Raw genomic sequence first — 17,994 nt, 5'->3', positions numbered from 1 at the left:
AACGCGGCCCTTCGGGTCCGGATCATGCTTTAGTGCGACATGATAACCCAACAGGGTGGATCGCCGATGACGGTCTTGGTCACGCCGCCCCAGACGATCTCGTTCAGGCGGGAATGCTGGTAGGCCCCCATGACGATCGCATCGATGGCGTGCGCACGTGCAAAGCTCCCGAGCACCTTGCCGATCGAGCTGCCGTCGATCCGGACGACTTCAAAGGATGCAGGAACCCCGTGCTCCCTGAGATGGTCGACGAGGCCGGTCCCGGACGTCATGACGTCATCGGTCTTTTCGTCCGCTACGGTGACGATCCGAACCGAAGCCGCCGCCTGGAGGATCGGCAATGCATCGCCCACTGCCCGCGCCGCGCGCGCAGAACGGTCCCATGCGATCATGACGTTCTCGAATTCAACCGGCAGCTTGTCGGCGTGTGCTTCGGGACAGAGCAAAAGAGGCCGGCCGGATTCGAAAATCAACTGCTCGATCAGGTGTTCCGCACGGCTATCGTTGGCCTTGACCGGGACCAGCGTGAGATCGCTGTAACGCGCTCGCTCCGCCATCGCCGACGCAATCGCCTCTGCCTTCAATTTGTGCAACTGGCTGTCAGCCCGAGCGTTCAAGCGGGATGCCGCCGTCCTGAATGCATTCAACAGGTCCTGTACCCCCGTCACACTGCGTACGGCATGAGCCTCCGCCGCGTTGTCCAGGTCCGACGAGATCACCACTTTGGGTCGGACGAGAATATCCTCCTCAACGGCAAACGCGGTGATCTTCGCACCGAGATCGGCGGCAGCCGCCACGCATGTCTCGATCGCGGCCAGTGCCGGCTCACTCGGCTCGCCAACAAGCGGCAGAAAGACGTCCTTGATGGGCATCGGGATTCTCCTCTGTCGGTTAAAATAGACCGCCTCCCCGCCCGCCCCTTGATCCTTGTCAAGGCCAAGGGGACGCCGGCCGGCAAACCACGACAAGATTTGATGGACGTCAAGGACTTGCCGTGTTCCCACCTTAGGATCGAGGTGATTGCTGCGATGCGCTGCGGAGAGATTGATGCGCGCGATGGTGCTGCCCGGCCCGCGAGCGCGGCTGCGAATGGATGAGCGGTTCGACCCGATCCCCGGCGACGGCCAGATCCGGGTGAAGGTCAGCGCCTGCGGCGTCTGCCGTACCGACCTTCATGTGGTTGACGGCGAGTTGCCCGACATCCGCTATCCGATCGTCCCCGGCCATGAGATCGTGGGCCGCGTCGACCTCGTTGGGCCCGACGTGACGACCCATCGGCCAGGTGATCGCGTCGGCATCCCCTGGCTCGGCTATACCTGCGGGACCTGCCGGTTCTGTCGCGAGGGCATGGAAAATCTCTGCGATCATCCATTGTTCACGGGCTGCACCCGCGATGGCGGCTATGCGACGCATGCCATTGCCGATGCACGCTACGCATTTCCGCTTGGCGAGGACGGCGACGACGTCGCGATCGCGCCGCTGCTATGCGCCGGCCTGATCGGCTGGCGTTCGCTGGTGATGGCGGGCCTCGCGGAGCGGCTCGGGATCTATGGCTTTGGAGCTGCCGGCCACATCGTCGCCCAGGTCGCGGCTTGGCAGGGCCGATCGGTCTACGCCTTTACCCGTCGCGGCGACATCGCGGCACAGGATTTTGCACGCGATCTCGGCGCCGTCTGGGCTGGGGCTTCGGACGAGCTGCCCGATGCGCCGCTCGATGCCGCGATCATCTACGCACCTGCCGGCGAGCTCGTTCCGGCGGCCTTGCGCGCGGTCCGCAAAGGTGGTCGCGTGGTTTGCGCCGGCATTCACATGAGCGACATTCCGAGCTTTCCGTACAATTTGCTCTGGGAAGAACGGCAGCTGCTCTCCGTTGCCAACCTCACCCGCCAGGATGGATTGGATTTTCTGAAAATTGCGCCTCAGGCGGGCGTCCGGACCGAGACGACCGTGTTTGCGCTGAACGAGGCCAACGAGGTTCTGGACAGGCTACGGAGTGGACAGATTATTGGAGCGGCCGTGCTGCGGCCTTGACGATATCGGCACATGACGTCCTCTCAGCCAGACACTTCGACCCAGGAGCGGATTTTCGCATTCCTGACCGATCCGACGACGCATCCCGGCGTCACGCGGATCGATACGCATGCGGCCTCGGTTTTTCTCGACGGCAATCGCGCGTTGAAGATCAAGCGGGCCGTGCGCTTTCCCTTCCTCGACTATTCGACGCTGGAGAAGAGAAAGGCGGCCTGCGAAGAGGAGATGCGGATCAACCAGCCCTTAGCGCCGCAAATCTACCGGCGCGTGGTGGCGATCACCGAGCATCGCGATGGCTCGCTGATGATTGGAGGAGACGGTCAGGCGATCGAATTCGCCGTGGAAATGACCCGCTTCGACGAAAACCGGACGCTGGACCACTTGGCAAAAGCGGGCCCATTCGACGCCGATCTCGCCACAGGTATCGCCGACGCGATCTCGGCCTCGCACGCGATCGCAGAGCGCGTCGAGGCACCTCGCTGGATTGGCACGATTCCTGTGCTGATCGACGGAAATAGCGAGGGTCTGCGGCGCGGCGGCCATGTCTCGACGGCCGAGATCGACGAGTTGGCGCGGGCTTCGCACGACGCATTCCTGCGCGTCCGGCGGTTGCTAAGGGATCGCGGAGGCCGCGGTTTTGTGCGGCGTTGCCACGGCGATCTGCATCTGGGAAACATTGTGCTGATCGACAACCAGCCAACTCTGTTCGACGCCATCGAGTTCGATCCGGAGATGGCTTCGATCGACGTTCTCTATGACCTTGGTTTCACGCTGATGGACCTGCTGCATTACGAGCAGCAATCCGCAGCAAATGTTGTACTCAATCGCTACCTCGCCGCGACTGAGACCGAAAACGACGACGCGCTTGGCGCGCTTCCTCTGTTCATGTCCATCCGCGCAGCGATCCGCGCCCAGGTATTGCTCGCAAAGCTGGCGCGGCCTCACGCCGATGCGACCGGGATCATCGATGATGCGCGCCGCTATTTTCGGCTGGCACAGGCGCTGATCAATCCTCCGGCTCCCCGCTTGATTACGGTCGGCGGCCTTTCGGGGACCGGAAAGTCGTTGCTCGCGCGCATGCTCGCGCCGCGCGTTCCGCCACAGCCGGGAGCCGTTGTGCTGCGCAGCGACGTCGTCCGAAAACAGCTTTGTCGGGTCCGGGATACAGACCGGTTGCCGCAATCCGCCTATCAGCCCGACGTTACCGCGCGGGTCTATGATGCGCTGGCCGAGCGTGCGCGGCGCGTTCTGGCGCAGGGACATTCGGTCATCGTCGATGCGGTCTTTGCGCAGCAGTCCGAGCGGAACGAGGTGGCCGCATTGGCGCGGGCTTGCGACGTCCCTCTGAACGGGTTCTTCCTGGTTGCGGACCTGGCGACGCGCCAGGCACGCATCGGCAGCCGGCGGGACGACGCGTCGGATGCAACGCGAGAGGTTGCCGAGCTTCAGGAGCGCTATAATATCGGAGATCTGGACTGGACGGTCGTCGACGCGTCGGGAACGCCCGGGGAGACGCTGGAACGGTGCCTAGCGGGAATCGCGGGAGACAGGTAGTCAAGACGATGGCGCGACCCACCACGACACCGGAGGCCCCCGCCCGCGTCGAACCGGCGTCCCGACGGAGCGCCTCTCCGGCCCGCCTGAGCCCCGGAATGGCCTGCGATACCGCATTTCGAATCGTCGCCCGCCGCCACCTCAACGCGGTCATGGTTCAGCACGAGGGGACGTGCAGCGGCGATCCCGACGCCCTGCACCAGATTCGCATAGCGCTCACGCATCTTCGCACCGCCATCCGGTTCTTTTCTCCGATGGTCGACGACACCGTGCGGCCAGTCGTCTGGACCGAGCTGAAATGGCTGCACAGACAACTCGGCATGGTGCGCGATCTCGATGTCGCGATCGAACGATTGGTCGCCGCCAGCGGTGAGGAACTCGCCCTGATTGCGCAGCTCGAGTCATGGCAAGAAAAGCGGGCCGAAAGCCATCGTCTCTTGGCGCGGGCGCTGCGATCGGCCCGCTATCGCCGCCTGATCGAGCAGACATCCGGCTGGATCGAGAGCGGGCCCTGGTCAACCAGACGAGCGAAGGAGGCCATCAGACTGCGCCGCGCTCCACTCGCCGAACATGCCGCGCAGCAGCTGGCAGAGTGGGAAAGGATCCTTCTGAAGAAGTCGCGCAAGCTCGACGAGCTCGGTGTAACGAAGCGGCATCGCTTGCGGCTTCGTAACAAGCGGCTGACCTATGCGATCGAATCCCTGGAGGACCTGTTCGTCGACGAGTCGCTTGAGAAGCAGAAGGCCGTCCTCAAACAGTTGCGACGGGCACAACGCAGCCTGGGGCAGCTCAATGACGATGCAAGGGGCCGTGCGCTTGCCAACGCGCTTAATGGTGAGGGGTCGGCCCTCAGCCTGCACTTCCTCGGTCGCAAGCGCGAGAAGAAACTGCTGCAGACGGCGGCGACCGCCTACAGGAAGCTCGACAAGGCGAGGCCTTTTGGAGCCTCAGGGTTGACTCTCGGCGCGGAGCCTGCCGACTAGGTCAGGACGTATTCGCCGGGCGCATCCGGCAGCTGATCGACATTGCCGAGCCCCATGCGAGGCGGTTGGCTGGGATCGCCGGACCGCGCTATGAGCCATTTGGTCCATTCCGGCCACCACGACCCCTCGACACGCGGCGCGAGATCGAGCCATTCATCACGGCCTACATAGGGCGCGTCTGCCGCCTTGGTCATCACCTGATAGCTGCGCCCTGGCTCACCCGGCGGCGCCACGATGCCCGCGTTGTGCCCACCGCTGGTCAACAGGAAGGTCACGTCGGCATCGACCTGATAGTGGATCTTGTAGACCGATCGCCATGGCGCCACGTGATCCCTCAGCGTGCCGACCACGAACATCGGCGCGTGAATGTCTGACAATGCGACATTGCGTCCATCGACGTGATAGCGTCCTTCCGCCAGATCATTGTCGAGGAACAGCTGGCGAAGATATTCCGAATGCATCCGATACGGCAGACGCGTGGCATCCGCATTCCAGGTCATCAGATCGCTCGGCGGCGCGCGCTCACCCAGGAGATAGTCGTGGGACAGCCTCGACCAGATCAGATCGTTCGAGCGCAGGAGCTGAAAGGCTCCAGCCATCTGCGTGGTGTCGAGATAGCCTCGCTCCCACATCATGTCCTCGAGGAACGCGACCTGACTCTCGTTGACGAACAGCGTCAGCTCGCCCGCTTCGGTAAAGTCCGTCTGCGCGGCCAAAAGCGTGATGGACTTCAAGCGGTTGTCGCCGTCGCGTGCCATCGCGGCGGCGGTGATCGATAGTAAGGTTCCCCCTAAGCAGTAACCGAGGGCATGGACCTTCCGGCGCGGCTGGATGCAGGCGATCGCATCAAGCGCGGCCCTCACGCCCAGCCGGCGGTAATCGTCGAAGGCGACGTCGCGGTCACCGGCGCCCGGATTGCGCCACGAGATCGCGAACACAGTAAAACCCTCGCCGATGAGATACTTCACCAGCGAATTCCCTGGCGACAGATCGAGGATATAATACTTCATGATCCAGGCCGGGACGATCAGAACCGGTTCGGGCCGGACCTTCTCAGTGATCGGGTAATACTGGATCAACTCCATCAATTCGTTGCGGTAGACTACCTTTCCCGCGGAGGCCGCCACCGTTTTTCCGACCGCGAACTGGCCGTCACCGGCCAATTTGTTGGCGGAACGCATCTGCACAAAGTCGCTCCACCAATTCTGCCAACCGCGCACGAAATTCTGGCCGCCGCTCCGAAAGGCCTTCTGCAGCACTTCGGGATTGGTCGAGACGAAGTTTGACGGCGCCAGCATGTCGAGGACCTGACGCACGGAGAACTCCACGACCGCCTCGTTGGCCGGTGCCACACCCCGGACGCCGGTCGTCGCCTTGTGCCACCACTGCTCGCTCAGCAGAAACGCCTGAGCCAGCAGGTTGAACGGAGGACCTTCCCATTCGGGCCCGGCGAAGCGACGATCCTGACCTTGCGGTTTGATCAGGGACCACGGGTCCTGATCGGGTCTCGGCCCATGTGCTGCGGTCTGGAGCAGCCGGCCCGCATCTCGAACAACGTCCTTGGCAATCTCCATCTGTCGCTGCGGCGCGGCCACAAGGTGCAATGACCAGTCCAGAAAGGCGAGCGACAAGGCGATGGGCGAGATGCCGCCGGTCAGCCGCGCCAGCATCGCATGCAAGGCTCGGTCAACCGGATAGGATTCCGCCGATGGGGTCGGGTCAACAGTCACCACTTCGGGCGATTTTTCGGGGTTTGAAGCCTCAGTGCCTGCTGACACGTCGGCAATCAGATCCGCCACTGGAGCGGGCACCTCAGCCCGCTGGAGAAGAGAGGTCTTTCCGGCGCTCATGGCTCGCATTTCGTCCGTATTTCCGATTTCTGGCTCAATCGCGAGACGCAACATTGAAGAGGCCGGCGGTGGTCGCGATCACTCTGTCGCCGTGCCTGAAAATCCGATCGCAGTCGCGACGGATGAAATCGAGCTGATGCTGACCGCACTCGACGCAGAGCGTTCTCCAGTCCCTGACCGAATGCGAGCCCGCCAGTTTCGACAGAAACTCCGCGAACAAATGCGTCTCGGTCTGCGTCCGGTCCAGGAGCTCATTGGCAACGAAGACAATCTCGTCGAGGAACAGCCGTTGCGTGCTGAACATGAGATCGTACGCGCGCTGGTTTGCCTCCGCGATGCGCCGGGCGGGATCCGATACCAGCTTCTCCGGCGCAAACTCTTGCAGTCTGGCGAGTTCGCTCAAGGTGACCTCCTGCTTGGCCCTGGGGCTTTCAGGTTCCAGGATATGACCCCACGCCTGGCGCACCTTGAGCTGCGTCAAAGCCCGGCCGCGCCCCTCACCGATTGACCTGCGTCAAATCGCCAAGTCCGGCCCGCACTAGGCTCGCGACATCGAATTCTGACATGCGGAGCTAGACCATGCGCGCCCACCAGATCATGACCCGGTCGGTCATCTCGGTCACCCCGGACACAACCATCGTCGAAGCCGCAAACATCATGCTGAAACGCCATGTCAGCGGTCTTCCCGTGGTCGACGAGACCGGCAAGCTGGTCGGAGTCGTGTCGGAGGGCGACTTCATCCGGCGCAGCGAGATCGGAACCCAGCGCAAGCGTGGCCGTTGGCTGAAATTCATCCTCGGCCCCGGCAAATCGGCCAGCGATTTCGTTCAGGAACACGGCCGCAAGGTTTCGGAAGTGATGACGACGTCACCGGTGACCATCACCGAGGATACGGCGCTAGTCGAGATCGTCGACATCATGGAACAGAACAACATCAAGCGCCTGCCCGTGGTGCGCGGCGACAAGGTCGTAGGTCTCGTCTCTCGCGCCAACCTGCTCCAGGCTGTCGCGAGCCTCGCTCGCCAGGTGCCCGATCCCACGGCGGACGACGATCACATTCGCAGCCGCATCATTGACGCGATGGAAAAGAACGACTGGTGCCCGTTCGGACTGAACGTCATCGTTCGCGACGGCATCGTCCACCTGAGCGGCGTCATCACGGACGAGAGTGCGCGCCGGGCGGCGATCGTCTTGACCGAGAACATCGACGGCGTGAAGAAAGTGCACGACCATCTTTGCTGGGTCGACACCGTCTCCGGCGTCTACCTGAATTCCCCGGAGGACGACGATCTCGCCAAGGCGAGCTGAACGGCGCATCAGCGCGGGATCACGGCGGTGGCTTCGATTTCGACGCGCGCCGCTTTCTCTACCAGCCTGACGACCTGCACCAGCGCCATCGCCGGGTAATGCGCACCGAAAATTTCGCGGTAAATCTGGCCAAGCGCCTTCAGGTTGGCCAGATACTCGTCCATGTCCACAACATACCATGTGAGACGCACGAGGTGCTCCGGCCGCGCGCCGCCTTCCGCGAGGATCGCCGCGATGTTGCTCAGCGTCTGACGGACTTGCGCGACAAAGCCATCCGCGAGACGCTCTTCTGCGTCCCAGCCGATGACGCCGCCGGTGACGACGATGCGTCCTTCCGCGGCCACACCGTTGGCGTAGCCCTTCGGCATCGGCCAGCCGGATGGCTGCAGGATCCGAGAAGATGCACCATCCCTGGTCGGCAGCGTTGCGAGCTGCGGGCTTTTCGGCGTCGTTGCAGACAATCGTCCATTCCTCTCTTGTTTGGTGTCGACACTAAAACGCGATGAGATTGGGGTGAATCGTCATCGCGCTTTAGGTTGTTGTTTGAACATGATCTTTTCGGAAAACCGCTCCATACTTTGCGCTAACGCGGCCCTTCGGGTCCAAATCATGCTCCAGGCGACGAAGCCCCCGCCTGCGCCATCTGCCGCAGGGCGAAGCGCTTCAGCTTGCCCGTCTCGGTCTTCGGTAACTGCGTCACGAACTCGATCGCGCGCGGATACTTGTAGGGAGCGATCTCGCGCTTGACGTGCTCTTGCAGCTCGGTCGCAAGCTGTGCGCCCGCCGTGACGCCCGGCGCCGGGACCACGTAGGCCTTCACGATCATGCCACGCGCCTCATCGGGCGCCCCGACGACGCCGCATTCGGCGACCGCCGGATGCGTCATGAGCGCAGCCTCAACATCCGTACCTGCAATGTTGTAGCCGGCCGAAACGATCATGTCGTCGGAGCGCGACTGGTACCAGAAGTACCCGTCGGCATCCATCACATAGGTGTCACCCGTGATGTTCCAGCCATTGTGGACATATTTGCGCTGCCGCTCGTCGGCAAGATACCGGCATCCTGTCGGTCCTCGGACCGCCAGGCGCCCCATCGTGCCTGATGGCACGTCGTTGCCGTCATCATCGACGATCTTGGCCTCGTAGCCCGGCACCGGCTTGCCGGTGGCGCCAGGGCGAATCTCGTCTTCCGTCGCGCTGATGAAGATGTGCAGCAATTCGGTCGAACCGATGCCGTCCATCAACTTGATGCCTGTTGCCTTGAGCCAGGCGTCGAATGTCGGCTTTGGCAAGGTCTCGCCGGCGGACACGCACTTGCGCAAGGACGAGATATCGCGGCCTGCGATCTTGCCGAGCATCGCGCGGTACGCAGTCGGCGCCGTGAAGCAGACCGTGGTCTTGTAGCGCTCGATGGCCGCAAGAAAATCGTCCGGCGCGGTCTTCTCCAAGACGACGAAGGACGCGCCGATATGCATCGGGAACAACACGCCACCGAAGCCGAACGTGAAGGCGAGCGGCGCCGAACCGATGAAACGATCGTCCTGCTTCGCCCGCAGGACATTGCGCGCATAGCCATCGCACACCGCCAGCATATCCCGATGGAAATGCATGGTGCCCTTCGGGTCGCCGGTCGTTCCCGAGGTGAAGGCGATCAGGCAAACATCGTCGGACGCCGTGTCGACCGCCTCGAACTCGGAGCTTGCATCTGCGGTCAGCGCTTCCAGCGAGTCCGAGGCACCACTGCCCCAATAGACGACGTGCTTCAGCCCGGGCGCGGCCGCTTTCGCCTTCTCCATCTCGTCGGATAGCTTGCCGTCGCACAGCGCCAGCGTGATCTCGGCCTTCTGAATCGGATACAGAAGCTCCTTGGCACGCAACAGCGGCATGGTCGCAACCACGATGCCGCCCGCCTTGATGACCGCAAGATAGATGGCGACCATCATGGGATTGTTCGCCGAGCGGAGAAGAACGCGGCCCCCGGTCACGAGACCAAGCTTGCCGACCAGCACATTGGCAATGCGGTTCACGAGCTGCTGCAGCTCGCGATAGCTGTAGCTGACCGAAGGACTGATCGCGCAAGGCGCATCGCCATGCCCCTCCTCAACCCAGCGATCAAGGAAGTAACTGACGCAATTCAATCGCGGCGGATATTGCAGCTCGGGTCGCGTGAAGATGAACTCGGGCCATAGATCGCGGGGCGGCAGATGTTGCAGGGCAAAGGTGTCGGCGTGAGCCGTTCCAGCCCTGCCGTCATCTGAGCCCGGAAGTTGAACTTTGGCGGCGTTAGCCATCGCACGCTCCTTTCAGCTTGGAGAGCACCCGGCAGCACTATCTGGAAAATCATTTTAGGCTTAAAATAATTTGGCGCAATAGCAGATTTTGGACATTGCGTGCTTTTCTGACGGCAGGGGGGAGTTCGCCCGCGGCGCGGCCGAGCCTTAAGCTCTGCGGCGCGAGGCGGATCTTTGGGCCGAGGCCTTGGTCTTGGCCAAGAGGCGCATCAATTCACGCACGTCCTTTGGCGTGAGCTCGGCAAAGACGTCGGCAATCCAGGTCTCGTGTTCCGCCGCCATCTTGCGAAACTCGGCGCGGCCGAGCTTGGTCAACCGGATGACCTGGACGCGGCGATCGGTATCGGACGTGCGGCGGTCGAGGTGCCCGGATTCCACGAGACGCTCGACGAGCCCGGTGACGTTGCCATTGGAGACCATCATGCGCTTGGAGACGTCGGACAGGGTCATGCCGTCCGGCGCCTTGTCGAGTTGCGCCATCAGATCGAAGCGGGGCAACGTGACGTCGAACCGCTCCCGCAGGCGGCTGCGCACCTCACCCTCGATCAGGGTCGTACAGGTCAACAGACGCAGCCACAGCCGAAGCTCTTCGGCGTGGTCTTCCGGAAGTTCGACGGCCTTGGTCTCGGAATCAAGCATCGTGGTGCGGCCACTGTGTCACAGCACTGGCGGCGGAAGCGCGCCAACGTTCGTTTTGAGCTTCAAGTAATTTCCGCCCTGCCGCAAGCCCAAAACGCGCCGAACAACCCGTGCGGGTCGAATTTCTTTAGGCTTCAAGCAATTGGCGCGCCGCTTGCATATGGCGCCGGGCTGATGGCGCAACGCAAGATGCCGCAGCTTCGGCTTCGCTTGCCGCCGATGCCGTCATCAGAATAAGCTTGGATCGAACGACAGGGCTCTAGCGTGAGCGCGGGCATATCGGGGGAGAGATCATGAACATGCAACTGAAGTTGGCGGGATTGGCTTTGCTCGTAGGTGCCGCACTGGATCCGGCGCTTGCGCAGCAGAAGATCAAGCTCGGCGTGATCGTGACCTTGTCGGGACCTGCCGCCGCGCTCGGCCAGCAGGTTCGCGACGGCTTCGCGCTCGCGGTCAAGGATCTCGGCGGCAAGATGGGCGGCCGCGATGTCGAGGTCATGGTCGTCGATGACGAGCTAAAACCGGATGCGGCGGTAACCAAGGTCAAGGGCCTGCTCGAGCGCGACAAGGTCGATTTCGTGGTCGGGCCGATCTTCTCCAACATCCTGCAAGCGATTCATCGCCCAATCACCGAGTCCAAGACATTCCTGATCAGCCCGAATGCCGGCCCATCGACATACGCCGGCAAGGACTGCAGCCCGTTCTTCTACGTGACCTCCTATCAGAACGATCAGGTGCACGAGATCCTCGGCAAGGTGGCCCAGGATCGCGGCTACAAGCGTATGTATGTGATGGTGCCTAACTATCAGGCCGGCAAGGATTCGGCGGCCGGTTTCAAGCTCGACTACAAGGGCGAAATCGTCGAGGAATCCTATATGCCGCTCAACACGCTGGACTTCCAGCCGGAGCTTTCGAAGATCGCCTCGCTCAAGCCCGATGCGCTCTTCACCTTCATGCCGGGTGGCCTTGGCGTGAACCTCGTCAAGCAGTACCGGCAGGCAGGGCTTGCCGATACGATCCCGGTGCTATCGGCCTTCACGGTGGACGAGTCGACCTTGCCGGCGCAGCAGGACGCGGCCGTCGGCATGTTCGGTGGTGCGAACTGGGCGCCCAATCTCGACACCCCCCAAAACAAGAAGTTCGTCGCGGCCTATGAAGCCGCCTACAACGGCGTGCCCGGCACCTATGCCTTCCAGGCCTACGACGCCGCGATGTTGATCGACAGCGCGGTCAAGGCGGTGAAGGGCGACCTCTCAAACAAGGACGCGGTCGGTGCGGCCCTGAAGAAGGCCGATTTCACCTCGCTGCGCGGCTCCTTCAAATTCAACACCAACGGCTATCCGATTCAGGACTTTTATCTAACCAAGGTCGCCAAGCGCCCTGACGGAAAATTTCAGACCGAGATCGTTCAAAAGGTTTTCGAGAACTACGGTGACCGTTACGCAAAAGACTGCAAGCCGACGAATTAATTGCCGCATTGAAGGTCGAGTAAAGGGAGGAATTCAAGTGAAGAGCGAGATCACCGGCATCACCAGGGCCAATGAAGGTATCCAGGGCATTTCCTGGAACATTCTCGGCCAGACCTATGTGCCAAAGAGCTATGCCGAGCACAGCTTCTCCTGGCATGCAACGCTTCCGCCCGGCACCTTCGTTCCGCCGCACATCCATCCGGACCAGGACGAGTATCTCTATATGTTGGAGGGAAAGCTCGATTTCGTGCTCGGCAATACCGAAGCGCAGGCGACGCCGGGCGACTTGATCCGCCTCGGCATGGGCATTCCGCACGGCATCTTCAACAAGTCGGACCAGACGGCGAAGGTGCTATTCTGGGTATCACCGAGCCGCAAGCTCTATGACCTGTTCTGGGGCCTTCATAACATGAAGGAACAGAAGCCTGAGGACGTCGTCGCGATGGCCGCAGAGTTCAACATCCACTTCCTGCCCCCGCCGCCGTCCTAGGCGGCGGCGCTACGTCACGCCCTGACGGCGGCAAGGCCCGGCACGGCGGCGAAGCCGGCCTTGGTCGCATAGCCCCGCACGATCGCCTCGCGCTGCGAGTAGCTCAGGACGTTCTCGACATTGTCGAAACCGTCGGGCGCGAGCTGCTCGACGGCGTCAATCACCCCTTCCGGGCCGCCGCGACGATTGGAGCGAACAATCTCGGCCGTCATCGGCAGGCGCTTCTTCTCGTACTCGAGCAGCGCCTGGCGCGGGTGCTCGGAGCGCGCCAGCAAATCCGCAAGGCAGCGCGCATCGAGAATGGCCTGCGACGCGCCGTTCGAGCCGACCGGATACATTGGATGCGCGGCATCGCCCAGCAGCGTAACCCGTCCCGACGACCAATAAGGCAAGGGATCGCGGTCGCAGGTTGGGTATTCGTAGAACTCGGGCGTTGCCGAGATCAGGCTCCTGACGTCGACATAGGGCACCGAGAAGCGCGCGACGTGCGGCATCAGCTCCTCGCGCCGGCCCGGCCGCGACCAGTCCTCCTTGCGCGGCGGCGGCGCATTGCCCTCGCCGATCTTCACCAGCACCGCCCAGTTCGTGAGGCGGCTCGCGGGGCTCGAGCCCTCGGCGATCGGATAGACCACGACCTTGGCGTTCAGGCCACCGGCGACGATCATCGACTTGCCGGTGAGGAACAGCGGCCAGTCGCGCGCGCCACGCCACAGCATCAGGCCGTTCCAGCAGGGCGGCCCCTCATTTGGAAACAGCGTCTCGCGCACGCGGGAGTGGATGCCGTCCGCACCGATCAGGATATCACCACGCGCCGTGTGGACGTGTCCGCCGGAGCGATCGAAGAAATAGGCGGTGACGCCGCCTTCGTCCTGGGTGAAGGCGCCCAGGCGACGACCGGTGTGAATGACCTCGGGCCCCAGTCGCTCTTCGACCGCGCGGTGGATGACGCCTTGCAGACGGCCGCGATGAATCGAGAACTGCGGCACGTCATGGCCGGCATCAATGCCGCGAGCTTCGCGCCAGACTTCCTGACCGTGACGATTGAGATAATAGAGCTGGTCGGTGCGGATCGCGACCTCGTCGAGCTTCGGCAAGAGACCAAGCCCGGCAAGCTCGCGCATGGCATGCGGCAGGGTGTTGATGCCGACGCCGAGTTCGCGAATGGTATCTGCTTGTTCGAAAATCTCGCAAGCGATGCCGCGCGAGCGCAGCATCAACGCCGTGGTGAGACCTCCGATACCGCCACCGACGACAATCGCCTTCATCGCCCAAACTCCACTCGATATACGCCAGGCAACGGGGTTAACGTCGCATGGGCGGTCACTCCGCCGCAAGCGGCTTTATCGCCCTCGCCTCCGCGCCAACCTAAGTCTTGGGCTTAGCCTTAATTGACAACTCCTCGAATATCCCGCCGCTTGCATATTCTGCTGCGGAGCGGCCTTAATCGCCCCTGAAGCCCGGCTTGACTTTGTTGGCGAAAGCCTCGAAAGCGCGCTTGAAATCGGCCGTGGTCATGCAGAGCGCCTGTGCCACGGCTTCCGCCTCGATCGCCTCTTCCACCGACATGGCCCATTCCATGGCCAGCATGCGCTTGGTCATGGTGTTGGCGAAGGACGGGCCTTCCGCGACTTGCTTCGCCAGCAGTTGCGCCTGCGGCAAAACCTGATCCGACGTGACGATGCGGCTGAAGAAGCCCCAGCGCTCGCCCTCTTCCGCAGTCATGAAACGACCGGTGTAAAGCAGCTCCGAGGCACGCGATTGGCCGATGATCCGCGGCAGGATGGCGCAGGCCCCCATATCGCAGCCGGCGAGCCCAACCTTGTTGAAGAGAAATGCGACCTTTGCCCCACCTGTCGCCAGCCGCATGTCCGATGCCATAGCGACAATGGCGCCAGCACCGGCGCAGATACCTTCGACCGCTGCAACGATCGGTTGTGGGCAGGCCCGCATCGCCTTCACGAGATCGCCGGTCATCCGAGTAAACGCGGTGAGCCCTTTGGTGTCCATCTTGACGAGGGGGCCGATGATCTCGAACACGTCACCGCCCGAGGAGAAATTGCCGCCGGCACCCGTGACGATGATGGCCTTCACGTCGTCGTCGAACGCACAGGCGCGGAAGAAGTCGGTGAGCTCGCGATAGCTCTCGAACGTCAGGGGATTTTTTCGTTCCGGGCGATTCAGCGTGACCGTGGCCACATGGTCAACCACTGCAAGCAGGAAATGCTGAGGCGAATAGTCCGCCAACGGCACGGTAACGGGATTGGCTGGTCTGCTCATGAGGACTCCCTATCATTCTCGTTCCGCTACCCTGCGGTCTATATTTCGCCACCGGCCACCGCGATCGACTGGCCCGTGATCGCGCCGGCACCTTCTCCACATAGCCAGAGCACCGTGTCTGCCACCTCCTGAGGCGTGACGAGCCGGCCCTGCGGGTTGTGCCGCGCGAGATCGGCGATCGCCTGCTCGCGGCTCCGCCCTGTCTTCTTCATGACGTTCTCGATGCTATCGGCAACGAGGTCCGTATCCGTAAATCCCGGGCAGACAGCGTTCACGGTGACATTGCTACCAGCCATTTCCAGCGCCAGCGAACGCACGAGCCCGACCACGGCGTGTTTGGCTGCGGCATAAGCGCTGACGTAGGCATAGCCTTTCAGTCCCGCGGTCGATGCGATCGCGACGACGCGGCCATAAGGCCGATCCTTCATCCCGGGCAACACGGCCCCGACGGCGTGCACCACGCCCATGAAATTGACGTCCATCATCCGGGCAAAGAGCGCAGCATCCGATTTCGCGAATGGAGCGGATTCAGCGCTACCGGCATTCGCGATCAGGATATCGATGGGCTGTCGTTCAGCCGCCTTCGTGATCGCAGCCCTCAGCGCCGCCTCATCGGAGACATCGGCGACAGCAGCAAAATGCGCCGCACCTCCATTGACAGCGTCTTCCAGCGTCGCAGCATTGCGGCCGAGTACGGTGACCGTGGCGCCGGCTCCTGTCAAAGCTGACGCGATCGCGCGACCAATACCGCGGCTGCCGCCTGTCACCAGAGCATGCGAAGAACGCGGCAGTCCGGACATGTGCAGCCTCCCTGAAGGCATCGGCTCGTCGAGCTTTCCGGATATATTTTAAGCTTAAAGTTTTTGCAATGGAAGCCCCTGCTTCAGCTCTTGCAGGGGCCGGCCCGGGAAATTGCTTTAAGTATAAAATTATGTCTTCCCATACCCGATAGGCCTGTTAGCATCGGCGGACGAGCAAGAGGAAGCCACGTGCAGCAACCGAGGCCGACGATAACGGGGAATGGACGCTTCGCCTATGAGGTCGCAGGCAGTCCGGGTGCGACACCTTTGGTCTTTCTGCATGGCATTGGCGGTTCAGCGCGCGCCTGGCGCCACCAGCTCACCACATTTGGCAGCCGGTTTCAGGCGATTGCCTGGGATATGCCGGGCTATGGCGGTTCGAAATCGCTCCCCGAGGTCAGCATCGCTGCCTTGGCGGAGGCGTTGCAGGAGTTCCTGCAACAGATCGAAGTCGACAGGCCCGTCCTGGTTGGACATTCGATCGGCGGGATGATCGTGCAGCAATGGCTGACGCAACATCCTCAGGCCGCACGCGCCGTCGTATTGGCGCAGACCAGCCCGGCTTTTGGCAAGTCCGACGGTGACTGGCAAAGATCGTTCATTGCAGCGCGGCTTGGCCCGCTCGATCGCGGCGAGACCATGGCCTCGCTCGCCCCCTCCCTTGTCAAGGATCTGGTTGGTGACGATCCCGATGCGAATGGCATGAATGTCGCGCGCGACTGCATGGCCAGCGTGCCGGAGGCGAGCTATCGCGCGATGATGCTCGCCTTGATCGGATTCGACCGGCGGAGCGCACTCAAGGACATCGCCGTTCCAACGCTACTCCTGTCCGGATCCAGAGATAACAATGCGCCTGCGCCTATGATGGCGAAAATGGCGGGCTTTATTCCGGCGGCTCGCTATGTGGAACTCACCGGCGTGGGCCACCTCGCCAATCTTGAACGGCCTGACGCGTTCAACGCTGCAATTGATGATTTTCTGAGATCGAGCGTGGCCAGAACACAGGCGACCGAGCAATGACCATGCAAGTCAAGAAGACGAGCACTGCCGACAAGCTCACGCTCGACGCGCCGATCTTCGATCCCGTCGCATTCCGTCTGGACGGCGAGCAGGCGGCGGTCATCGCGCGGGCGCGGGAGATTGGCCAGAGCGTGTTCGCCGGACGCGCCGCGGCCTATGACCGCGATGCGACGTTCCCAATCGAGAATTATCGCGATCTGCACCGCGCAGGCCTGCTCGGTATCACTATTCCCAAGAAGCATGGCGGGCTTGGTGCCAGCTACCAGACCTACGCGCTCGCTGCGGCCGAGATCGGTCGCTATTGCGGCGCGACCGCGCTCACCTGGAACATGCATGTCTGTTCGACCCTGTGGTCGGGACCGTTGGCTGACGACCTCGACATGGACGACGCGACGCGCGCCGAGCACGAGCGCCGTCGCACGATCCACTACAAGCGCATCGTCGAGGATGGTGCAATCTACTCGCAGCCGTTCTCGGAAGGGGGCGCGGCGGCCGCAGGCGGCGTTGCCTTCGGCACCGAGGCAAAACCCATTGGCGACGGCTGGATCATCAACGGCAAGAAGATATTTGCCTCACTCTCCGGCCATGCCGATTACTACGGCGCGCTCTGCACCGAGGTAAAAGAAGGCGAAAAGGCCTCACGCCGCAATACGCTCTACCTTGCCATTCCCGCCAAGGCGGAAGGCGTATCTGTCGTCGGGGATTGGGATCCGCTTGGGATGCGCGGGACGGTCTCACGCACGCTCCTGTTCAAGGACGTGTTCGTGCCGAAAGAAGCCGCCCTGATGCCGCGCGGCGTCTATTTCCAGGCGGCAATGCGCTGGCCGCACATGTTCCTGACGTTGTCGCCGACCTATATGGGCCTTGCGCAGGCGGCCTATGACTTCACCGTGCGCTATTTGCGCGGCGAGGTCCCCGACATGCCGCCGGTCAAGCGCAGGATGTACCCCACCAAGCAGATCGCCGTCGCGCAGATGCAGATCAAGCTCGAGCAGATCAAGGCGATCTGGTTTCAAGCCGTCAGCGAGGCGCGCGCCAACCCGAGCAAGGAGCAGGTGTTGCGGGCCTATGCGGCACAGTATTCGGTGATGGAGGGCGCCAATGAGCTCGCAGCTCTGGCGATCCGCACCTGCGGAGGCCAGGCCATGCTCAAATCATTGCCGCTGGAGCGCATCTATCGCGACAGCCGTTGTGGCTCGCTGATGCTGCCCTGGACGGCCGAGCTCTGCCTCGATCGCATCGGGCGCGAGGCGCTGTACGAGCCCGGCGAATCGGACGACTGA

The 17,994-nt window shown here is 62.5% G+C and carries 17 protein-coding genes; 8 read left to right on the top strand and 9 right to left on the bottom strand.

Annotated features, from left to right (window positions below; genetic code table 11):
- Positions 1-29: 29 nt before the first annotated feature.
- Positions 30-872 (bottom strand): universal stress protein, encoded by an 843-nt coding sequence (locus QA640_RS14310; protein ID WP_283041281.1) that lies wholly within the window; start codon positions 870-872, stop codon positions 30-32.
- Between the two features lie 175 nt (positions 873-1,047).
- On the opposite strand from QA640_RS14310, the gene QA640_RS14305 reads away from it, so the two are divergent.
- The 3 genes from QA640_RS14305 to QA640_RS14295 are packed head-to-tail and all read left to right on the top strand — an operon-like array spanning position 1,048 to position 4,568.
- Entirely contained in the window at positions 1,048-2,031 is a 984-nt protein-coding gene (locus tag QA640_RS14305; RefSeq protein ID WP_283041280.1) for a zinc-dependent alcohol dehydrogenase family protein, read from the top strand.
- Positions 2,032-2,043: 12 nt separating this feature from the next.
- On the top strand, positions 2,044-3,585 hold the full coding sequence (locus tag QA640_RS14300; RefSeq protein WP_283041279.1) for a bifunctional aminoglycoside phosphotransferase/ATP-binding protein: 1,542 nt from the start codon (positions 2,044-2,046) through the stop codon (positions 3,583-3,585).
- 8 nt (positions 3,586-3,593) lie between these two features.
- Positions 3,594-4,568 (top strand): CHAD domain-containing protein, encoded by a 975-nt coding sequence (locus QA640_RS14295; RefSeq protein WP_283041278.1) that lies wholly within the window; start codon positions 3,594-3,596, stop codon positions 4,566-4,568.
- Here QA640_RS14295 and QA640_RS14290 read toward each other — a convergent pair.
- The gene (locus QA640_RS14290; RefSeq protein ID WP_283042792.1) at positions 4,565-6,238 is read right to left on the bottom strand and encodes an alpha/beta fold hydrolase; all 1,674 of its coding nucleotides are present in this window, start codon (positions 6,236-6,238) and stop codon (positions 4,565-4,567) included. The genes QA640_RS14295 and QA640_RS14290 overlap by 4 nt on opposite strands.
- A 214-nt stretch (positions 6,239-6,452) precedes the next feature.
- Complete coding sequence (locus QA640_RS14285) at positions 6,453-6,821, bottom strand: hypothetical protein (RefSeq protein ID WP_283041277.1); 369 nt, start codon at positions 6,819-6,821, stop codon at positions 6,453-6,455.
- A 176-nt stretch (positions 6,822-6,997) separates the two neighbouring features.
- Between QA640_RS14285 and QA640_RS14280 the strand changes: the two genes are divergently transcribed.
- Positions 6,998-7,726, top strand: coding sequence for a CBS domain-containing protein (locus QA640_RS14280; RefSeq protein WP_283041276.1), 729 nt, complete (start codon positions 6,998-7,000; stop codon positions 7,724-7,726).
- 8 nt (positions 7,727-7,734) lie between these two features.
- On the opposite strand, the gene QA640_RS14275 is transcribed toward QA640_RS14280, so the two are convergent.
- From QA640_RS14275 to QA640_RS14265, 3 genes are all read right to left on the bottom strand, one after another.
- A complete protein-coding gene (locus QA640_RS14275) occupies positions 7,735-8,187 on the bottom strand; it encodes a RidA family protein (RefSeq protein WP_283041275.1) in 453 nt (150 codons plus the stop codon).
- A 146-nt stretch (positions 8,188-8,333) separates the two neighbouring features.
- Complete coding sequence (locus QA640_RS14270) at positions 8,334-10,016, bottom strand: benzoate-CoA ligase family protein (RefSeq protein WP_283041274.1); 1,683 nt, start codon at positions 10,014-10,016, stop codon at positions 8,334-8,336.
- A 147-nt stretch (positions 10,017-10,163) separates the two neighbouring features.
- Entirely contained in the window at positions 10,164-10,655 is a 492-nt protein-coding gene (locus QA640_RS14265) for a MarR family transcriptional regulator (RefSeq protein ID WP_283041273.1), read from the bottom strand.
- Positions 10,656-10,948: 293 nt separating this feature from the next.
- On the opposite strand from QA640_RS14265, the gene QA640_RS14260 reads away from it, so the two are divergent.
- Together QA640_RS14260 and QA640_RS14255 are read left to right on the top strand one after the other, a co-directional pair.
- Positions 10,949-12,124 (top strand): ABC transporter substrate-binding protein, encoded by a 1,176-nt coding sequence (locus tag QA640_RS14260; RefSeq protein ID WP_283041272.1) that lies wholly within the window; start codon positions 10,949-10,951, stop codon positions 12,122-12,124.
- Positions 12,125-12,161: 37 nt separating this feature from the next.
- Positions 12,162-12,614, top strand: coding sequence for a cupin domain-containing protein (locus QA640_RS14255; RefSeq protein ID WP_283041271.1), 453 nt, complete (start codon positions 12,162-12,164; stop codon positions 12,612-12,614).
- 14 nt (positions 12,615-12,628) lie between these two features.
- On the opposite strand, the gene QA640_RS14250 is transcribed toward QA640_RS14255, so the two are convergent.
- From QA640_RS14250 to QA640_RS14240, 3 genes are all read right to left on the bottom strand, one after another.
- Positions 12,629-13,879: a flavin-dependent oxidoreductase gene (locus QA640_RS14250; protein WP_283041270.1), complete on the bottom strand. Its 1,251-nt coding sequence runs from the start codon at positions 13,877-13,879 to the stop codon at positions 12,629-12,631.
- 175 nt (positions 13,880-14,054) lie between these two features.
- Positions 14,055-14,891 carry an enoyl-CoA hydratase family protein gene (locus QA640_RS14245; protein ID WP_283041269.1) on the bottom strand — a complete coding sequence of 279 codons (837 nt, stop codon included), beginning with the start codon at positions 14,889-14,891 and terminating at the stop codon, positions 14,055-14,057.
- Positions 14,892-14,929: 38 nt separating this feature from the next.
- Positions 14,930-15,691, bottom strand: a complete 762-nt coding sequence (locus tag QA640_RS14240; RefSeq protein WP_283041268.1) for an SDR family oxidoreductase — start codon at positions 15,689-15,691, stop codon at positions 14,930-14,932.
- A gap of 189 nt (positions 15,692-15,880) precedes the next feature.
- Between QA640_RS14240 and QA640_RS14235 the strand changes: the two genes are divergently transcribed.
- Complete coding sequence (locus tag QA640_RS14235) at positions 15,881-16,711, top strand: alpha/beta hydrolase (RefSeq protein WP_283042791.1); 831 nt, start codon at positions 15,881-15,883, stop codon at positions 16,709-16,711.
- The gene (locus QA640_RS14230; RefSeq protein ID WP_283041267.1) at positions 16,708-17,994 is read left to right on the top strand and encodes an acyl-CoA dehydrogenase family protein; all 1,287 of its coding nucleotides are present in this window, start codon (positions 16,708-16,710) and stop codon (positions 17,992-17,994) included. Before QA640_RS14235 ends, QA640_RS14230 begins: the two co-directional genes overlap by 4 nt.

It is taken from the genome of Bradyrhizobium sp. CB82 (assembly GCF_029714405.1).
Classification (GTDB): Bacteria; Pseudomonadota; Alphaproteobacteria; order Rhizobiales; family Xanthobacteraceae; genus Bradyrhizobium.
This window is presented reverse-complemented; position numbering and strand designations above follow the sequence as displayed.

Coding starts and splice junctions, on each gene's coding strand:
- QA640_RS14305 (WP_283041280.1), top strand. CDS start 1,048: ATGCGCGCGATGGTGCTGCCCGGCCCGCGAGCGCGGCTGCGAATGGAT.
- QA640_RS14310 (WP_283041281.1), bottom strand. CDS start 872: ATGCCCATCAAGGACGTCTTTCTGCCGCTTGTTGGCGAGCCGAGTGAG.
- QA640_RS14270 (WP_283041274.1), bottom strand. CDS start 10,016: ATGGCTAACGCCGCCAAAGTTCAACTTCCGGGCTCAGATGACGGCAGG.
- QA640_RS14295 (WP_283041278.1), top strand. CDS start 3,594: ATGGCGCGACCCACCACGACACCGGAGGCCCCCGCCCGCGTCGAACCG.
- QA640_RS14280 (WP_283041276.1), top strand. CDS start 6,998: ATGCGCGCCCACCAGATCATGACCCGGTCGGTCATCTCGGTCACCCCG.
- QA640_RS14300 (WP_283041279.1), top strand. CDS start 2,044: ATGACGTCCTCTCAGCCAGACACTTCGACCCAGGAGCGGATTTTCGCA.
- QA640_RS14240 (WP_283041268.1), bottom strand. CDS start 15,691: ATGTCCGGACTGCCGCGTTCTTCGCATGCTCTGGTGACAGGCGGCAGC.
- QA640_RS14260 (WP_283041272.1), top strand. CDS start 10,949: ATGAACATGCAACTGAAGTTGGCGGGATTGGCTTTGCTCGTAGGTGCC.
- QA640_RS14230 (WP_283041267.1), top strand. CDS start 16,708: ATGACCATGCAAGTCAAGAAGACGAGCACTGCCGACAAGCTCACGCTC.
- QA640_RS14250 (WP_283041270.1), bottom strand. CDS start 13,879: ATGAAGGCGATTGTCGTCGGTGGCGGTATCGGAGGTCTCACCACGGCG.
- QA640_RS14245 (WP_283041269.1), bottom strand. CDS start 14,891: ATGAGCAGACCAGCCAATCCCGTTACCGTGCCGTTGGCGGACTATTCG.
- QA640_RS14265 (WP_283041273.1), bottom strand. CDS start 10,655: ATGCTTGATTCCGAGACCAAGGCCGTCGAACTTCCGGAAGACCACGCC.
- QA640_RS14290 (WP_283042792.1), bottom strand. CDS start 6,238: ATGCTGGCGCGGCTGACCGGCGGCATCTCGCCCATCGCCTTGTCGCTC.